Origin of the sequence: Caballeronia sp. LZ008 (genome assembly GCF_031451435.1) — a bacterium.
GTDB classification, from domain to species: Bacteria; Pseudomonadota; Gammaproteobacteria; order Burkholderiales; family Burkholderiaceae; genus Caballeronia; species Caballeronia zhejiangensis.
Map to the genome: position 1 here is coordinate 62,335 of NZ_JARUXK010000003.1, position 14,493 is coordinate 76,827.

The window sequence follows — 14,493 nt, forward strand, 5'->3', positions numbered from 1 at the left end:
TCCAAATTACCGCTTTTAGGCCATTTGCGGAATCTCTAAAGTCGAGACCATACACATAAGACCGGAGACAAAGCCATGCCCGCGTTCCCGCAGAACGCCGTAATCCGCGAAGTCGGCCTGCGCGACGGCCTGCAGAGCATTCGCACGATCGTGCCGACCGAACGCAAGATCGAATGGATCGGCGATGCCTACGCCGCCGGTCAGCGCGAAATCGAAGTCGGTTCGTTCGTGCCCGCGCGCCTTCTGCCGCAACTCGCCGATACCGCCGAACTCGTCGCCTACGCAACGACGCTGCCGGGCCTGCTGGTTTCGGTGCTCGTCCCGAATCTGAAAGGCGCGGAGCGCGCCATCGAAGCGCACGCCGATCTGATGCTCGTGCCGCTTTCCGCGAGCCGCGCGCACAGTCTCGCCAATCTGCGCAAGACGCCCGAGGAAGTCGTCGATGAAGTCGCGCGCATGCGTGCGGCGCGCGATGCGTCGGGCGCGAAGACGCTGATCGAGGGCGGCATCGGCACGGCGTTCGGCTGCACGATTCAGGGCCGCGTCGATCACGCCGATGTGCTGCGCTACATGCAGGCGCTGCTCGATGCGGGCGCGGACCGCGTGAGCATCGCCGATACGGTTGGATACGCCGGTCCGCGTGCGGTGCGCGAGCTCTTCGAGAAGGCGCGCGACATCGCCGGCGAGCGCTTCTGGTGCGGCCACTTTCACGACACGCGCGGCCTCGCGCTCGCCAATGTCTACGCCGCGCTCGAAACCGGCGTCGCGCGTTTCGATGCGACGCTCGCGGGCATCGGCGGCTGTCCGCATGCGCCGGGCGCGAGCGGCAACGCGTCGAGCGAAGACCTCGCGTTCATGCTCGCCGATATGGGCATCGAGACCGGCATCGATATTTCAGCGTTGCTGGACTTGCGCGCGAAACTCTCGCGCTGGCTCGACGGCGAAACGCTGCACGGCGCGCTCGCGCTCGCGGGCTTGCCGGTCAATCACGAATCGAAAACTGCAATCGAAGCCTGAGGACGTCATGAGTCATTCAACCCTGCCGCTCGAAGGCGTGCGCGTGATCGAGTTCACGCATATGGTGATGGGCCCGACCTGCGGCATGATCCTCGCGGATCTCGGCGCGGAAGTCATCAAGATCGAGCCGCCCGGCGGCGACAAGACGCGCAATCTGCCGGGTCTCGGCATCGGCTTCTTTCGCTCGTTCAATCGGAACAAGAAGAGCGTCGTCATCGACATCAACACGGAAGAAGGGCGTGACAGCGCGCTCGAACTGATCGGCGCATGCGATGTGCTGCTCGAAAATTTCCGCCCCGGCCTCATGACGAAGCTCGGTCTCGACTACGAAACCTTGTCGAAGGCGCATCCGAAACTGATCTACGTGTCGCACAAGGGCTTTTTGCCGGGGCCGTACGAGAAGCGTCTCGCGCTCGATGAAGTCGTGCAGATGATGGGCGGCCTCGCCTACATGACCGGTCCGGCGGGCAGGCCGCTGCGCGCGGGAACGTCGGTGAACGACATCATGGGCGGCATGTTCGGCGCGATCGGCGTGCTCGCCGCGCTGCGCGAACGCGATCTCACCGGACGCGGCCAGGAAGTGCAGAGCGCGCTCTTCGAGAACTGCGTGTTTCTCTCCGCGCAACACATGCAGCAATACGCGATGACGCGCGAAGCGCCGCCGCCGATGCCGTCGCGCGTATCGGCATGGAGCGTGTACGACGTATTCACGCTGGCCGAAGGCGAGCAGTTGTTCATCGGCGCGGTGAGCGACAAGCAATTCGTTACGCTTTGCGATGTGCTCGAACGTCCCGATCTCGCGCAAGCGCCCGAGCTCGCGACCAATGCGATGCGCGTCGCGGTGCGGCCGCAATTGCTCGCGCGGCTCGGCGAGATTCTCGCGGATCACCGCGCCCACGAGCTCGCGCCGAAGCTCGAAGCGGCCGGCATTCCCTACGCGCCGATCATGCGCCCCGAACAGTTGCTCGACGATCCGCATCTGAAAGCGAGCGGCGGACTCGTGCCGATGCAGACCGACGACGGCGGCACGACCGACGTGGTTTTGCTCCCGCTCACGATGGGCGGACGCCGCCCCGGCGTGCGGCAGCCGCTCGCGCGCGTCGGCGAGCACACGGACGAAGTGCTCGGGCAACTGACGAAACGCGTCACGGCATGAGGCATTGCGACAGGCGCATATAAAAACACGCGCCGTCGCCAACACAGGAGACAGGACAATGCAGCCCACTTTCAGCGCGGTCGCCGAGCCGCTCGCAACGCCCGACGTTCGCGTCGCCACGACGCCCGGCGCGCAAATCTCCGCGCGCATGGATCGACTGCCGATCACGCGGCATCTCTGGATGCTCGTGTTGCTCATCTCGCTCGGCGGCTTTTTCGAAATCTACGATCTGATCTTCACCGGCTATATCGCGCCGGGCATGGCGAAGAGCGGACTTTTGCAGACGACGACGCATGCGTTCTTCGGCTTCACCGGCATTGCGGGATTCATCGCGGCGACGTTCGCGGGCTTGTTCATCGGCACGTTCTTCTTCGGCTGGCTGCCGGACCGCTACGGGCGGCGCAGCGTGTTCACGTTCTCGCTGCTGTGGTACTCGATCGGCTCCGCGATCATGGCGTTCCAGACGAGCCCCGAAGGCGTGATCTTCTGGCGCTTCGTGACGGGCATCGGGGTGGGCATCGAAATCATTACGATCGACAGTTACGTGACGGAACTCGTGCCGCAGCACATGCGCGGCCGCGCGATGGCCTTCAATCAGATGGTGATGTTCGCGGCGGCGCCCGTCGCCGCGCTGCTTTCATACTGGCTCGTGCCGGAAACCGTGTTCGGTCTCGATGGATGGCGCGTCGTCGTGCTCGCCGGTTCGGTCGGCGCGGTGATCGTGTGGTTCATCCGGCGCGCGGTGCCGGAAAGCCCGCGCTGGCTCGCGATGCATGGCCGGCTCGAGGAGAGCGAACGCGTCGTCGGCGACATCGAGCGCGTGGTCGAGCGCGAATCGGGCGCCGCATTGCCGCCGCCCGCGCCTGTCGTCGAGCAGCCGGCGCATCGGCGGGCGTCGCTCGGCGAGCTGTTCGTCGCGCCGTATCGCTCGCGTCTCGTGATGCTCATCGTCTTCAACTTCTGTCAGGCGATCGGGTATTACGGCTTCGCGAACTGGGTGCCGACGCTCTTGATCGGGCAGGGCATCACCGTGACGAAGAGCCTGCTGTATTCGTTCATCATCGCGTTCGCGCTGCCGCTCGGACCGCTCTTCGCGATGTTCTACGCCGACCGCGTGCAGCGGAAGTATCTGATCGTCGGCGGTGCGCTCGTCGTGATCGCGAGCGGTCTCGCGTTCGGGCAGATGAAATCGCCCGTTGCGCTCATCGCGCTCGGCGTGCTGATCTCGCTCGCCGGCCAGACGATCTCGGTCTGCTATCACGCGTATCAGACCGAGCTTTTTCCCACGGCCGTGCGCTGCCGGGCGAGCGGAATCGTCTACTCGGCGAGCCGCGCGGGTGCGATGATGTCGGGCTTCATCATCGCGTCGCTGCTGAAGGATTTCGGCGTGCCGGGCGTGTTCATCGGCATTACGGTTTGCATGCTGCTCGTGGCGCTGGCAATCGGCCTGTTCGGTCCGAAGACCAACGGGCTGCGGCTCGAGGAGCTGAACCGGTGATCAGGTGACGCGCGCGCGTGCGTTCGAAACGCAGTGCAATCGGACATACGTTCGGGGTCGCGGCATCCTATGCTGAAGCGGGATCAATTCCTGCTGCGCGTCGCTCCAGGCGAGCGACGCGGGCTTGAGTCAAATGAACACGCAACTCAGTGAACAATGCAGGGCGCGGCTGTATCGGCTGAAGTTCGAGACGCCTCTGGAAAGCGTCGCTTTCGTGCTCGCCGATAGCCGCGAGGCCGCTTGGCGCATCGGCAAGACGGTGATGGCGGTAGTGCACGGCGTCGGCATACAGAACGTCTCGCTGCACGATATTCGATCGTTTCGCGAACTCGTGAGCGCAGGCGTCAGCGATGACCAGGACATGCGTATCTTCGAGTTGGCCGTCGCGGGCGGAAAGGTCGCCCATTGGACGCACGCGCCTTACTTCTTCACCGACGACGCCACGCTGCTCGGCAAATGGGCCGAACTGCGCGCCGATCTCGCCGCTGACATTGCGCGCACGGCGCTTCGACGCGCGAAGTAGCAGCGCTTCGAACGGGTATATCTCATGCTGGAAGCACGTCATATCCACGGCGCGTACGGGGTGTCCGGATGATACGGTCGTACAACCACAAGGGCTTCGTGCTCGAAGTCGCGATCGAAACGAGCAGCCGGCTCGTGCCGCCGCCGGGCGAATTGCGCTATCTGGCGATCGTGACGATCAGCCGTTCCGGAAGGCCGGTCACTGCGTTCTCGCCACTCCTGATCGAGAACACACGCTATTCGAATTTCGCATCCGCCGAGGACGCGCTGATGAGCGCGCACACGCAGGCGCGCACGCTGGTCGACGAATGGGTGCGGGCGGCACTATAAATTAGCGCCGCGCGACGAACCCGGATCAGGCAGCGACGCGCCGGTTCTGTTGCCCTTCCTGCGCGTCGGCAGCGGTGGCGAGCGCGTTGTCGAGTAACGCGAGTTTGCGTTGAAGCGATGCTACACGCTGACTTTGCGACGGGACGAGGTCGTACTCCGCGTCCAGTTGCGAAATCCGCATATCCCAATAGCTGGCGGGAAGGCGATCGGAAGCCGAGTTCCCTTCGACGACACTCGAGAGAATCATTTCCAGATGGAGAAGCTCGCGTTCAGCGAGCTGAGCGGGCCGCCGCTGTCGAAATGCTGGGACGGTCGTGGCATTGGCGCTTCTTTTCATGTGGCTATATCCGGCTAGATTTTACAGAGGCCTCTATTAAAGCAAGCAGCGTTCCGCAGAGGCGATTCAAGCTCCTTCAGATTGTTTCGAAATGAAACGAGCAGAACGCCCGGTCCCGTTCTGTGCGGTAGCAAACGTTTGCGCGACGGTTACATTTAGTGAAGAACTTGTTCCCGAATTTCCGAAATTTGCCGTCACAGGACGTAATTTCGTCGCCTGATTTGCCCGTCTATCTCGCGCAAAATTTTCAAAACGTCGAGATATATAGAGAAACATATCGCGTTACTCGTTGATTCGATTCATCTAAATGCGATTCGTTCCGTTCGCGGTGGGCGCGTAACCTTTACGGTCGGCATCAAGAATCGGGAAAATCGTTCGGGTACTTCGGGTAACTGAGTGATTTCGACGGCCGCTGTTCTGAGACCGTCTAAAGCGCTCGGATTAATCGCCGCGTCGGGAATAAAAACGGAGCGGCTCCCTCTCGCGAAACCGCTCCGTGTCCTCGAGATATCTGCGTGGAGATCTTCAGACCCGGGAAGCTTAGCAAAACGCCTCGGCCGCTATAAACCGCATGCGACGCAATGGACTTCTCCAGAATGCGCAGTAATAACGTCGTCGATGTGCAACAGCCATTTGGATTATCTGAGCGCCGAATCGCCGCTAAGCACTTGACCTTAAAAGATTATGAAGGGATCTGCACGCCGGTTCGCAGAATCAGCAAATGATTATTGCGCCGGATACGCGGTCACATTCAAGCGCCCGTCGCATACAGTGTGTCCCAGTTTCCCGGGCTCTTTCAGTCCCCGGAAGCTTTCGCATTAAACAGGACACAGAGAACCATGAAAAAAACCCTTCTCATCGCGGGCATTCTCGGCACCTTCGCAGCAGCAGCCCACGCTCAGAGCAGCGTCACGTTGTACGGCACGCTGGATGCCGGTCTCGTCTATACGAACAACGCCGGTGGCCATAACAATTGGCAGCAAGGCAGCGGCGCGGTTTCGGATACTTACTTCGGCCTGAAAGGCAGTGAAGATCTCGGCGGCGGGTTGCACGCGCTCTTCAAGCTGGAGAGCGGCTTCAACCTCAATAACGGCCGCTATACCGAAAACAGCACGATGTTCAACCGTCAGGCATATGTCGGCCTTCAGCACGATCAATTCGGTACGATCACGCTCGGCCGTCAATATGATTCGATGGTCGATTATCTGTCGCCGCTCGCCGAAGCAGGCGCGGGCTATGGCAATAACCTGACGGCGCATCCGTTCGACAACGACAATCTCGATCACTCGTTCTCGATCCGCAATTCGGTGAAGTATCAGAGCGCGAATTACGCGGGCTTCAAGTTCGGCGGCCTGTATGGCTTCTCGAACGACGCAGGCCAGTTCGCGAACAACCGCGCATGGAGCGCCGGCGCGTCGTACGGCAACGGCCCGCTGAACTTCGCCGCGGCCTACTTGCAGACGAACAACTCGCGCAACAACGCGAACACGGGCGGCGCGGTGTCGGCGGGTCAGGGCAACAACGCGAATCTGACGGCTGAACTGCAGCGCACGTTCGGCGCGGGCGTGAACTACACGTACGGCCCGGCGACGGTCGGCTTCGTGTGGACCAACACGCACTACGATAACCTGCTCGCCGCATCGCAAGGCGGCACGACGTTCGCGCTGCCGGGCAACTCGAACCTGCACATGAACAACTTCGAGCTGAACGGCCGCTATCTCGTGACGCCGGCATTGAGCCTCGACGCCGCGTATACGTACACGGACGGCAAGGTGACGGGCGCGAACGGCTCGGGCGATCCGAAGTGGCACACCGTTTCGCTGCAGGCTGACTACTCGCTCTCGAAGCGCACCGATGTGTACGTCGAAGGCGTGTACCAGCATGCGTCGGGCGAGCTGGGCAATGCGGGCGCCAACGTCGCGATGATCAACACGCTGTCGCCGTCGTCGACGCAGAATCAGGTCGCGGCGACCGTGGGCCTGCGTCACCGCTTCTAAGCGCAGTCGTAGGAAAAAGAACGGCCGCGATCCACAAGATCGCGGCCGTTTTGCATTGCGCGTTACTTCTTGTCCTGCTCCGAACGTTTGATGAGCTGGCCGATGTCGTGCCCCGCGCCGCCCGTGCCCGCGGCGAGCCGCGCCAGCGCGGTCGCGGCCGTATCGCGCCGCACGCCGCTTTCGGGGCGGAACTGCTTCGGCAGGGCCATATAGAAGGTCGCCCCGCCATCGGGCGCGCCTTCCGCCCATGCCTTGCCGCCATGCCGCTCGATGATGCGCCGCACGTTCGCGAGCCCGATGCCGGTGCCGTCGAACTTCTCGTTGACGTGCAGACGCTGGAACACGCCGAAGAGCTTGTCGACATAACGCATATCGAAACCGATGCCGTTGTCGCGCACGAAATAGACGACATGCCCGATCAGCTCGCCGACGCCATCGTGCGCGCCGACCTCGATCGTCGGCTCTTCGCGTTGCGCGCTGAACTTCACCGCGTTCGACATCACGTTCGCGAACGCGACATGCAGAAACACGTGATCCGCTTCGACGCGCGGCAACGCGTCCACCTTCCAATGCACGCGTGCGGACGATTGTTCGTCGATATCGTTCTGAATCACCGTATGCACCAGCGCGTGGACGTCGACCGTGTGCGGACGCAGCGCCGCGCGGCCGAGTTGCGCGAACGACAGCAGATCGTCGACGAGACGCCCGCCGAAACGCGCCGACGTCACGATGCGCTCCAGATAGCCGCGCCCGCGCTCCGACAGCTTTTCGCCGTCCATCTGCTTTAGCAGGTCCGCGAAACTCACGATATGCCGCAGCGGCGCGCGCAGATCGTGCGACACCGTGTATGAAAATCCTTCGAGTTCGTGATTCGCGCGCCCGAGTTCCGTCGCGAGCTGCGCAATTTCCTCCGCGCGCCGCAACACGATGCCGAGAACGGCGGCGCGAAATTCCAGCGCGATCTCGCGCTCGGCGGGTCGCCACGGCAGCGAGCGGCCGCGCACGACATCGGTCCAGGTATCGAAGCTCACGCGCGGCGAAAGCGACGCGGCGAGGCCCGTCAGCTTCGCGCGCGGATCGCCCGCCCATTCGATCGTCTGCACGACTTCGCGGCGAAACCAGATCACGTAATTGCGGTAGATCTTCGAGATCGACACCGCGAGAAAGCCCGCGACTTCGGGCGAATCCGCGAGCGCGGGGCAATCCTGCGAAGCGCGGTCGGACATCACGGCGTCCTCGCTCTGATTGTCGAGCCAGTCGACGAGCGCCGTGACGCTGTGCGCGCTCGGCGTCACGCCGATGAGCGACGTGCGTCCTTCGAAAATCACCGCCGCGCCCGACGAGCGCGTGAAGCCGAGCAGATCGGAGGCGTCGCTGACGAGCGCTTCGACGAAGCTGTCCGTGTTCGCCATCGACGACAGCAGCTTCGAAAGCATGCGGCGCAGTTCGAGCCGGTAATGCGCTTCGGCCTGCGTCTCCCGCGCTTCGATCTGCAGCGAGACGATCTGCGCGACGTGCTCGCACGCAGTGCGGACTTCGAACGGCGGCAGACGCGGCGTCGCGTGATGACAGGAAATGAGGCCCCAGAGCTTGTCGTCGACGAGAATCGACATGGACATCGACGCGAGTGTGCCCATGTTGCGCATGTATTGCAGATGCACGGGCGACACGCTGCGCAAGGACGCGTACGTGAGGTCGGTCGGGCGGCCCGTCGCCGGATGCAGCGCGGGCACGAGCGGCGCGGCTTCGTAGTTCGCGTTCGATATGAGCCGAATGCGATTCTTGCGATACAGCTCGCGCGCCTGCGCGGGAATGTCCGATGCCGGAAAGTGCTGCTTCAGATACGACGGATAGCCCGGCTCGACGCTTTCCGCGAGCACGTTGCCGTTGCCTTCCTCGTCGAACTGATAGACGAGCGTGCGGCCGAAACCCGTGATGCGCGCGATCTCGTTCGCGGCGAACTGGCAAATCTGCTCGACGGTGTGCATCGATTGGACATCGCTCACGAAGGAGCGCACGAGCGGATACATCGTCGAGAAGACGTCGGCGGTGTCGCGCGCCGGCTCCACTTCGACGAACAACAGCCCGTCATGCCGATGCACGACGATCGCGACGGGACCGTCCGGCGTCCATCCGTCGAGCACGACGTTGCCGACGTGGATCGCCGCGCCGTCGCGCGTGAGTTGCTTCAGTCCCGCGCTCGCACGTTCGGCCGCGTGCTGGCCGAGCACCGTCGAGAGCGCGCGGCCGAGACACGCTTCGGGCGCGATGTGCGCGAGCTGCGCGACGTTGGCGCTCGCCTGCAGGATGTGGCAATGCGCGTCGACGCTGAAGAGCACGCCGTGAGGCTGAATGCCGCCGGGAATGTGGATCGGCTCGCGCGCGCATTGCGCGTAGACCGATGCATCGAGCGAAGCGGAATCGGTGATTTCTGCGTTGGAGGTTTTGTCCATCCTCGTCCTGACAATGCGGTTCGGCTGCTCATCGCGCCGATCATCTCCGAATCATAGATGCGTTGCGCGGTCGGAAGAAAGGCCAATGTCGCTGCGGTGTTTTCTACTGGCTCGGCCGTTCACGTCGAGTCATTTCTACGCGCGTTCGCGACGCTAACAGGTACGGTGCGAGCATCTTTCTCTCGCGACTGGTCATGCGCGCCCGACGCATGAAACGTTCCGCTCCGTGCGCTGATAACATGCGGGGCCAACCTACGCGGCCGGCGCCGAGGAGACATGATTTGAACCGCACACGCGTCGCCGCGACGGTGCTATCGACCGCGATCGCCTGCATCGTTGCCGAACGCGACGCCGCCGCGCAGTCGTATCGCGATGTCGCGCCGATTGCGCCGCCCGCCGAGCAGCGTCCGCGCGCGTCGCCGTCGCCGCCCGAGCCGAGCGACGACTCGCACAGAATCGCGCTTCAGGATCTGCGCGGCATCGCGTTCGTGCGTGCGGATGCTACATCAGATGCGACGCAATCGGGCGCGAACGGCGCGATAACATCGGCGGGCGCGCCTTTTCTCACGCCCGATTTTCTCGACAGCTTCTCCGCCGATCTCCACAAGCCGCTGACCTTCGCGCGTCTCGCGGAAATCCGGCGCGCCGTCGTGCAACGTTATCGCGCGGCGGGCCAGCCGCTCGTCGATGTGTACGTGCCCGAGCAGGACGTGAGCAATGGCGTCGTGAAGATCGCCATCGCGGAGTTTCGCGCGGGGCGCGTGATGCCGAAGGGCAACCGCCATTTCTCCGATGCGCTGCTCGCCCGCGAGATGCCGCTCGCGCGCGGCGAGCCGATCCGCGAAGCCGATGTCGCCGCGGGACTCGCGTTGCTCAACGCGAATCCGTATCGGCGCGTGGACGTGATTTATGCGCCCGGCACCGCGCCCGATACGACCGACGTCGTGCTGCAAACCGAAGACCGCTTTCCGTTCCGCATTTACGGCGGCTATAACAACGACGGCGTGCGCGACCTCGGCCGCGATCGCATTCTCGCGGGATTCGATTACGGCAATCTGTTCGGCATCGATGCGCGCATCGGCTATCAGATGACCGCGAGTAACGATCTGTTGAGCGGCAATCCGGATATCGAAGGGCGGCCCGATCGTCCGCGCTACATCGCGCACGCGTTCAATGCCGTTGCGCCGTTGCCGTGGCTCGATCGCATCGAGTTGTTCGGCGTGTTCGCGCAAAGCACGCCGCGTTTGCCCGACAGTTACGGACAAACGGGTCTCAGCGCGCAGCTCAGTTTTCGTTACGACTGGCGTCTGCCGCCGCTCGACAACGCGGGCGCGTGGCAACAGCAAGTGCAGCTCGGCTACGACTTCAAGCGCTCGAACAACGATCTCGAGTTCGGCGGCTTTCAGGTGTTCAATGCGAACACGCATATCCATCAGTTCGTGATCGCCTACGATCTTTCGAATAGCGATGCATCGGGCGATACGCATCTGAACGCAGCGCTCTTCGCGAGTCCCGGTTACTTCGACAGCAACAGCAACGACGAAGCCTACGATGCCGCTCGTCTCGGCGCGAAGCCGCGCTATCAGTACATGCAGTTGTCGGCGCAGCGTGACATGCCGCTCGGCAAGTCGGGATTCTCGATATCGGCGCGCGGATTGTTGCAGTGGACGGGCAGCACGCTATTGCCGAGCGAGGAACTCGGACTTGGCGGCGATGCCACCGTGCGCGGCTACGAGCCGTATTCCGCGCAGGGCGATCGCGGATGGAACCTGCAAACCGAATTGCGTGCGCCGGCGATATCGGCGGGAAGCGCGGGACTCGCGGGACTCGCGGGATTGGCGGCGATGCAGCCGTTCGTGTTCTTCGATGCGGGTCACGTGTGGAATCGCATCGCGGAATTCGGCGAAGTGAACAATGCTTCGCTGGCGAGCGTCGGTGTGGGCGTGCGTGTGCAGGTCGGAAGGTTCGTCAGCTTTCGCGGAACGTATGGGTTTCCGTTGAAGGCGGTCGTGCCGAACGGATCGAAGGCGCCGGTGGGGGAGATATTCCTCGTGATCGGAAGCTGACGATCCGCTCGGCACGCCCCTCAAGGCTGCGCCTGCTGCCACTGCAAAACGGGATGCGTCGCGCCGGTAGGCATCGCCCAGACGCCGCCCGACGGAATGCCCCAATCGAGGAAATTCGACGCATTGCTCATCTGCGCGGTCGTGAGCCCGTTCGCGTCCGGCGGCGTCGTGCCCGAGTTCGAACCGGCCGCGCTCGTGCGGATCGTCGTCTCCTTGTTCCAGTAGACGTTGTTGTGAATCGCGCCCTCGTTGTACGCCGCGATACCGCCGTATGCGTCGCCCGGAGGCCCGCCGCCGCCGACTTGCCCCACGGCGAAGGACTCGTTGATGACACCCGTCGCGCCGTTGTCGAACACGAGCCCGCCGCCGCCGAAGCCGCCCACGCCGCCCGTCGCATACGACTGCGTGATCAGTCCGTTGTTGTACGCGACGAGCCCGGCGGTCTGGCCGTGATTTCCGGCGTACGTCGTGCCGGTCGCATACGACTGCACGATGGTGCCGTTATTCACGCCGACGAGCCCGCCCGCAGGAATCTGATAGCCGACATCCGCCGTGCTCGACGAGCGCTCGATGATCCCGTTGTTCACGCCGACGAGCCCGCCCGCGCCCGCGCCGCCGAAGCCGTTCTGTCCGACGCCGCCCGTCGTGTTGACGTACGTGACGAGGCCGTCGTTCTGGCCCGCGAGCAAACCGTACGCGCCCGACGCGTAGCCGCCCGTGCTCGAGTTCGTGAGATTCAGATCGCGCACGACGCCGTTCGCGCCGATCACGCCGAACAGGCCCTGACGGTCGTCGTTGAGATTGGGCGTCGACGCGAGCCTGTCGATCGTGTGGCCGAAGCCGTCGAACTGTCCGGTGAACGGCGTCGTCTTGGAGCCGATCGCCGTGAAATAGTTCGGATACGACGTCGCGCTCGCGTCGATATCCTTGCCGAGCGCGTAGTTGCCCGCGAGATCCTGCGTCACGTTCGAGAGATCCGCGAGATTGTTCACGAGCCGGTACGCGGTCGCCTGCGTGCGCACGCCGCTGTACGGCGCGGCGGTCCATCCGCTGTTCGTGAGCAGCGTGCCCGGCGCATAGCTGCCGTTCATGTCGTAAAGCGCGCTGACGATGCCGCCGCTCTTCGACCAGTCGATCGTGCCGCTGTTCGCCACGCCGCCGCCGTTGTCGATGCCGCCCGAATCCGCGCGCAGCGTGAGATTGCCGTTGCCCGTGTTGCCGATGGTCGCGCCCGCGCCGATGGCCACGCTGTGCGCCGCGCCGAGCGTCAGCGACGCGTTGCCGTTCCACTGGACGTTGCCGCCGACGTTCAGATCGCCGGTGCTCGCTTCGACATCCACCGATGTGCCGTTGGCAAGGCCGCGCGCGAGGGAATCCGCGTTCGCCTGATCGACGGTGAACGACGGCGCGCCGAGTTTCCATGTACGCGCCGTCACGTTCGCGCCCGCGACATCGAGCGTATTCGCGCGCGTTTCGACCGTGCCGCCGCTGCCGTCTGCGTTCGTCGCGGCGAGCGTGCCGTTCGCGTGGACCGCGCCCTGATCGGCGACGAGCCAGACGTGGCCATCGCGCGTCGCGGTGCCGGTCGCGCGGATCGCGCTGCTGTTGCCGGCGAGCGCGTACACGTTGCCATCGGCGGCTTGGAGACTCGCCTGCGCCGCCCGAATCACGCCGCCGTTCATCGCCGTGCCGCCGCTGCCAGTCTGCACGAAAACCTGCTGTCCACCGGATGAATCCTGCAGAAGCACCTGATTGCCGCTCGCGATTTCGACCGTGCCCTGCGGCGCGTTGATGCTGCCGCCATTCACCGCCGCCGTGCGCGACACGAGGAACACGTCGCCGCCGCTCGATCCGATCGTGCCCAGATTGATGACCATGCCGTTGCCGCCGCCCGAAAGCGTGAGCGGGCCGCCCTGCATGAACGCATCGTTGCCGATGTCGAGCGCCGACGCAACGAAGCGCCCGCCCGTCGCGACGACGCCGCCCGGCCCGACCAGCACGCCCTGCGGATTGACGAGATACACGCTGCCCGTCGCGTTGAGCTGGCCGAGAATGACCGAAGCATTGCCGCCGGTCACGCGATTGAGCGTCGCGCCGCTGCCGTTGTTGAACGTGACCTGCCTTCCGCTGCCGATGGAAAAGCTGTTCCAGTCGATGACACCGCGCGTCGTCGTCTGATTGATGGTGAGCGTCGAACCGGTGCCGCCGCCGCTGATCGCGCCGCTGCCCGCGACGAACTGGCCGCCGGCGGGCAGCGGCGGCGCGGCATCGGCGATGCTCGCGCAAGTCAGGCCCGCGACGATCGGCACGAGGATCGCGAGCGGGCGCAGGCGCGCACGACGAATCGCGGTTTGAGAAACAAGCGGACGAATGCTGCGCTGCATGGCGACCTCCAGTCGGTGTCGATTGTTGTCATCGTTTTTGGCCGCTGACGGTGTAGCCGCTTTTCAGCCCGGCGATTGGGGACATCGGCGGGAGGCGCGAACATCGACGTGCGAGCAGGCGCGCCGATGGTATCGCCGCGCCCTGAGCGCCAATGTGGGGTTCCGCACATTCCGCCAGCGCAAAAAAATGTCCGTGCCCGCGCGCGAGACGCGCCAAGGCACGCGCGCGGCGCGGCACGGAAATTGATCGGAGGAACGCGTTACTGCGACGGCTTTCGTCCGCTCGACAGCTCGATCCAGCACTCGTGATAGATGCGCTGCACGAGCACGCTTTCGTAGTCGAGATCCTCGCCTTCGAGAATGCGTTCGATGTCGCTGCGCGAGGCGTCGGCGTCAAGCATCGTCGAGAAGCGCGCGGCGAGCGCGTGCGCCGCCACCGAAAGCCGCGCGGTCTCGATCCAGTCGGCCGCGCGATGATGCCGGTCGAGCCAGCGATGCGCGGCGCGCACCTGAAACGACGTATCGGGCCATTCGCCTTCGATGTAGTACGCGCCGAGCAATCCGCACGTGAGCCAGCAGAGCAGATGCACGCGGTCATCGGGGCCGAGGGGATAGCGCACTTGACTCATGATGGCGGCATCGGAATGCCACGTCGGAATGACGCATCGACGATAGCACGCCGCGCGTGCGCCGGACACGCGCGGGCGCGTATGGTCCGGCGCGTCGTGCATGT

11 protein-coding genes are annotated in these 14,493 nt (G+C 64.1%); 7 read left to right on the forward strand and 4 right to left on the reverse strand.

What is annotated here, in order from left to right; all coding sequences use genetic code 11:
* Positions 1-75: 75 nt before the first annotated feature.
* From QCE49_RS19420 to QCE49_RS19440, 5 genes are all read left to right on the forward strand, one after another.
* Complete coding sequence (locus QCE49_RS19420) at positions 76-1,017, forward strand: hydroxymethylglutaryl-CoA lyase (RefSeq protein ID WP_250458083.1); 942 nt, start codon at positions 76-78, stop codon at positions 1,015-1,017.
* Positions 1,018-1,024: 7 nt separating this feature from the next.
* On the forward strand, positions 1,025-2,173 hold the full coding sequence (locus QCE49_RS19425) for a CaiB/BaiF CoA-transferase family protein (protein WP_250458082.1): 1,149 nt from the start codon (positions 1,025-1,027) through the stop codon (positions 2,171-2,173).
* Between the two features lie 58 nt (positions 2,174-2,231).
* The gene (locus QCE49_RS19430) at positions 2,232-3,671 is read left to right on the forward strand and encodes an MFS transporter (RefSeq protein ID WP_250458081.1); all 1,440 of its coding nucleotides are present in this window, start codon (positions 2,232-2,234) and stop codon (positions 3,669-3,671) included.
* A 133-nt stretch (positions 3,672-3,804) separates the two neighbouring features.
* A complete protein-coding gene (locus tag QCE49_RS19435; RefSeq protein WP_008347245.1) occupies positions 3,805-4,194 on the forward strand; it encodes a hypothetical protein in 390 nt (129 codons plus the stop codon).
* Positions 4,195-4,262: 68 nt separating this feature from the next.
* Complete coding sequence (locus QCE49_RS19440) at positions 4,263-4,523, forward strand: hypothetical protein (RefSeq protein WP_008347246.1); 261 nt, start codon at positions 4,263-4,265, stop codon at positions 4,521-4,523.
* 25 nt (positions 4,524-4,548) lie between these two features.
* Here QCE49_RS19440 and QCE49_RS19445 read toward each other — a convergent pair whose 3' ends face one another.
* Positions 4,549-4,860 carry a hypothetical protein gene (locus QCE49_RS19445; protein ID WP_075583514.1) on the reverse strand — a complete coding sequence of 104 codons (312 nt, stop codon included), beginning with the start codon at positions 4,858-4,860 and terminating at the stop codon, positions 4,549-4,551.
* Positions 4,861-5,699: 839 nt separating this feature from the next.
* On the opposite strand from QCE49_RS19445, the gene QCE49_RS19450 reads away from it, so the two are divergent.
* Positions 5,700-6,857, forward strand: a complete 1,158-nt coding sequence (locus QCE49_RS19450) for a porin (protein ID WP_008347250.1) — start codon at positions 5,700-5,702, stop codon at positions 6,855-6,857.
* 62 nt (positions 6,858-6,919) lie between these two features.
* Here QCE49_RS19450 and QCE49_RS19455 read toward each other — a convergent pair whose 3' ends face one another.
* Entirely contained in the window at positions 6,920-9,310 is a 2,391-nt protein-coding gene (locus QCE49_RS19455) for an ATP-binding protein (protein WP_250458080.1), read from the reverse strand.
* Between the two features lie 281 nt (positions 9,311-9,591).
* Between QCE49_RS19455 and QCE49_RS19460 the strand changes: the two genes are divergently transcribed.
* Positions 9,592-11,376, forward strand: a complete 1,785-nt coding sequence (locus QCE49_RS19460; protein ID WP_250458079.1) for a ShlB/FhaC/HecB family hemolysin secretion/activation protein — start codon at positions 9,592-9,594, stop codon at positions 11,374-11,376.
* 20 nt (positions 11,377-11,396) lie between these two features.
* On the opposite strand, the gene QCE49_RS19465 is transcribed toward QCE49_RS19460, so the two are convergent.
* Entirely contained in the window at positions 11,397-13,760 is a 2,364-nt protein-coding gene (locus QCE49_RS19465; RefSeq protein WP_250458078.1) for a filamentous hemagglutinin N-terminal domain-containing protein, read from the reverse strand.
* A gap of 260 nt (positions 13,761-14,020) precedes the next feature.
* Positions 14,021-14,491 carry a hypothetical protein gene (locus QCE49_RS19470; RefSeq protein WP_250458077.1) on the reverse strand — a complete coding sequence of 157 codons (471 nt, stop codon included), beginning with the start codon at positions 14,489-14,491 and terminating at the stop codon, positions 14,021-14,023.
* Positions 14,492-14,493: the final 2 nt, after the last annotated feature.

What these genes read in the sequence shown, in the direction of transcription:
- QCE49_RS19445 (WP_075583514.1), bottom strand. Translation starts at nt 4,860, where the DNA reads ATGAAAAGAAGCGCCAATGCCACGACCGTCCCAGCATTTCGACAGCGG.
- QCE49_RS19470 (WP_250458077.1), bottom strand. Translation starts at nt 14,491, where the DNA reads ATGCACGACGCGCCGGACCATACGCGCCCGCGCGTGTCCGGCGCACGC.
- QCE49_RS19420 (WP_250458083.1), top strand. Translation starts at nt 76, where the DNA reads ATGCCCGCGTTCCCGCAGAACGCCGTAATCCGCGAAGTCGGCCTGCGC.
- QCE49_RS19455 (WP_250458080.1), bottom strand. Translation starts at nt 9,310, where the DNA reads ATGGACAAAACCTCCAACGCAGAAATCACCGATTCCGCTTCGCTCGAT.
- QCE49_RS19430 (WP_250458081.1), top strand. Translation starts at nt 2,232, where the DNA reads ATGCAGCCCACTTTCAGCGCGGTCGCCGAGCCGCTCGCAACGCCCGAC.
- QCE49_RS19425 (WP_250458082.1), top strand. Translation starts at nt 1,025, where the DNA reads ATGAGTCATTCAACCCTGCCGCTCGAAGGCGTGCGCGTGATCGAGTTC.
- QCE49_RS19465 (WP_250458078.1), bottom strand. Translation starts at nt 13,760, where the DNA reads ATGCAGCGCAGCATTCGTCCGCTTGTTTCTCAAACCGCGATTCGTCGT.
- QCE49_RS19450 (WP_008347250.1), top strand. Translation starts at nt 5,700, where the DNA reads ATGAAAAAAACCCTTCTCATCGCGGGCATTCTCGGCACCTTCGCAGCA.
- QCE49_RS19435 (WP_008347245.1), top strand. Translation starts at nt 3,805, where the DNA reads ATGAACACGCAACTCAGTGAACAATGCAGGGCGCGGCTGTATCGGCTG.
- QCE49_RS19440 (WP_008347246.1), top strand. Translation starts at nt 4,263, where the DNA reads ATGATACGGTCGTACAACCACAAGGGCTTCGTGCTCGAAGTCGCGATC.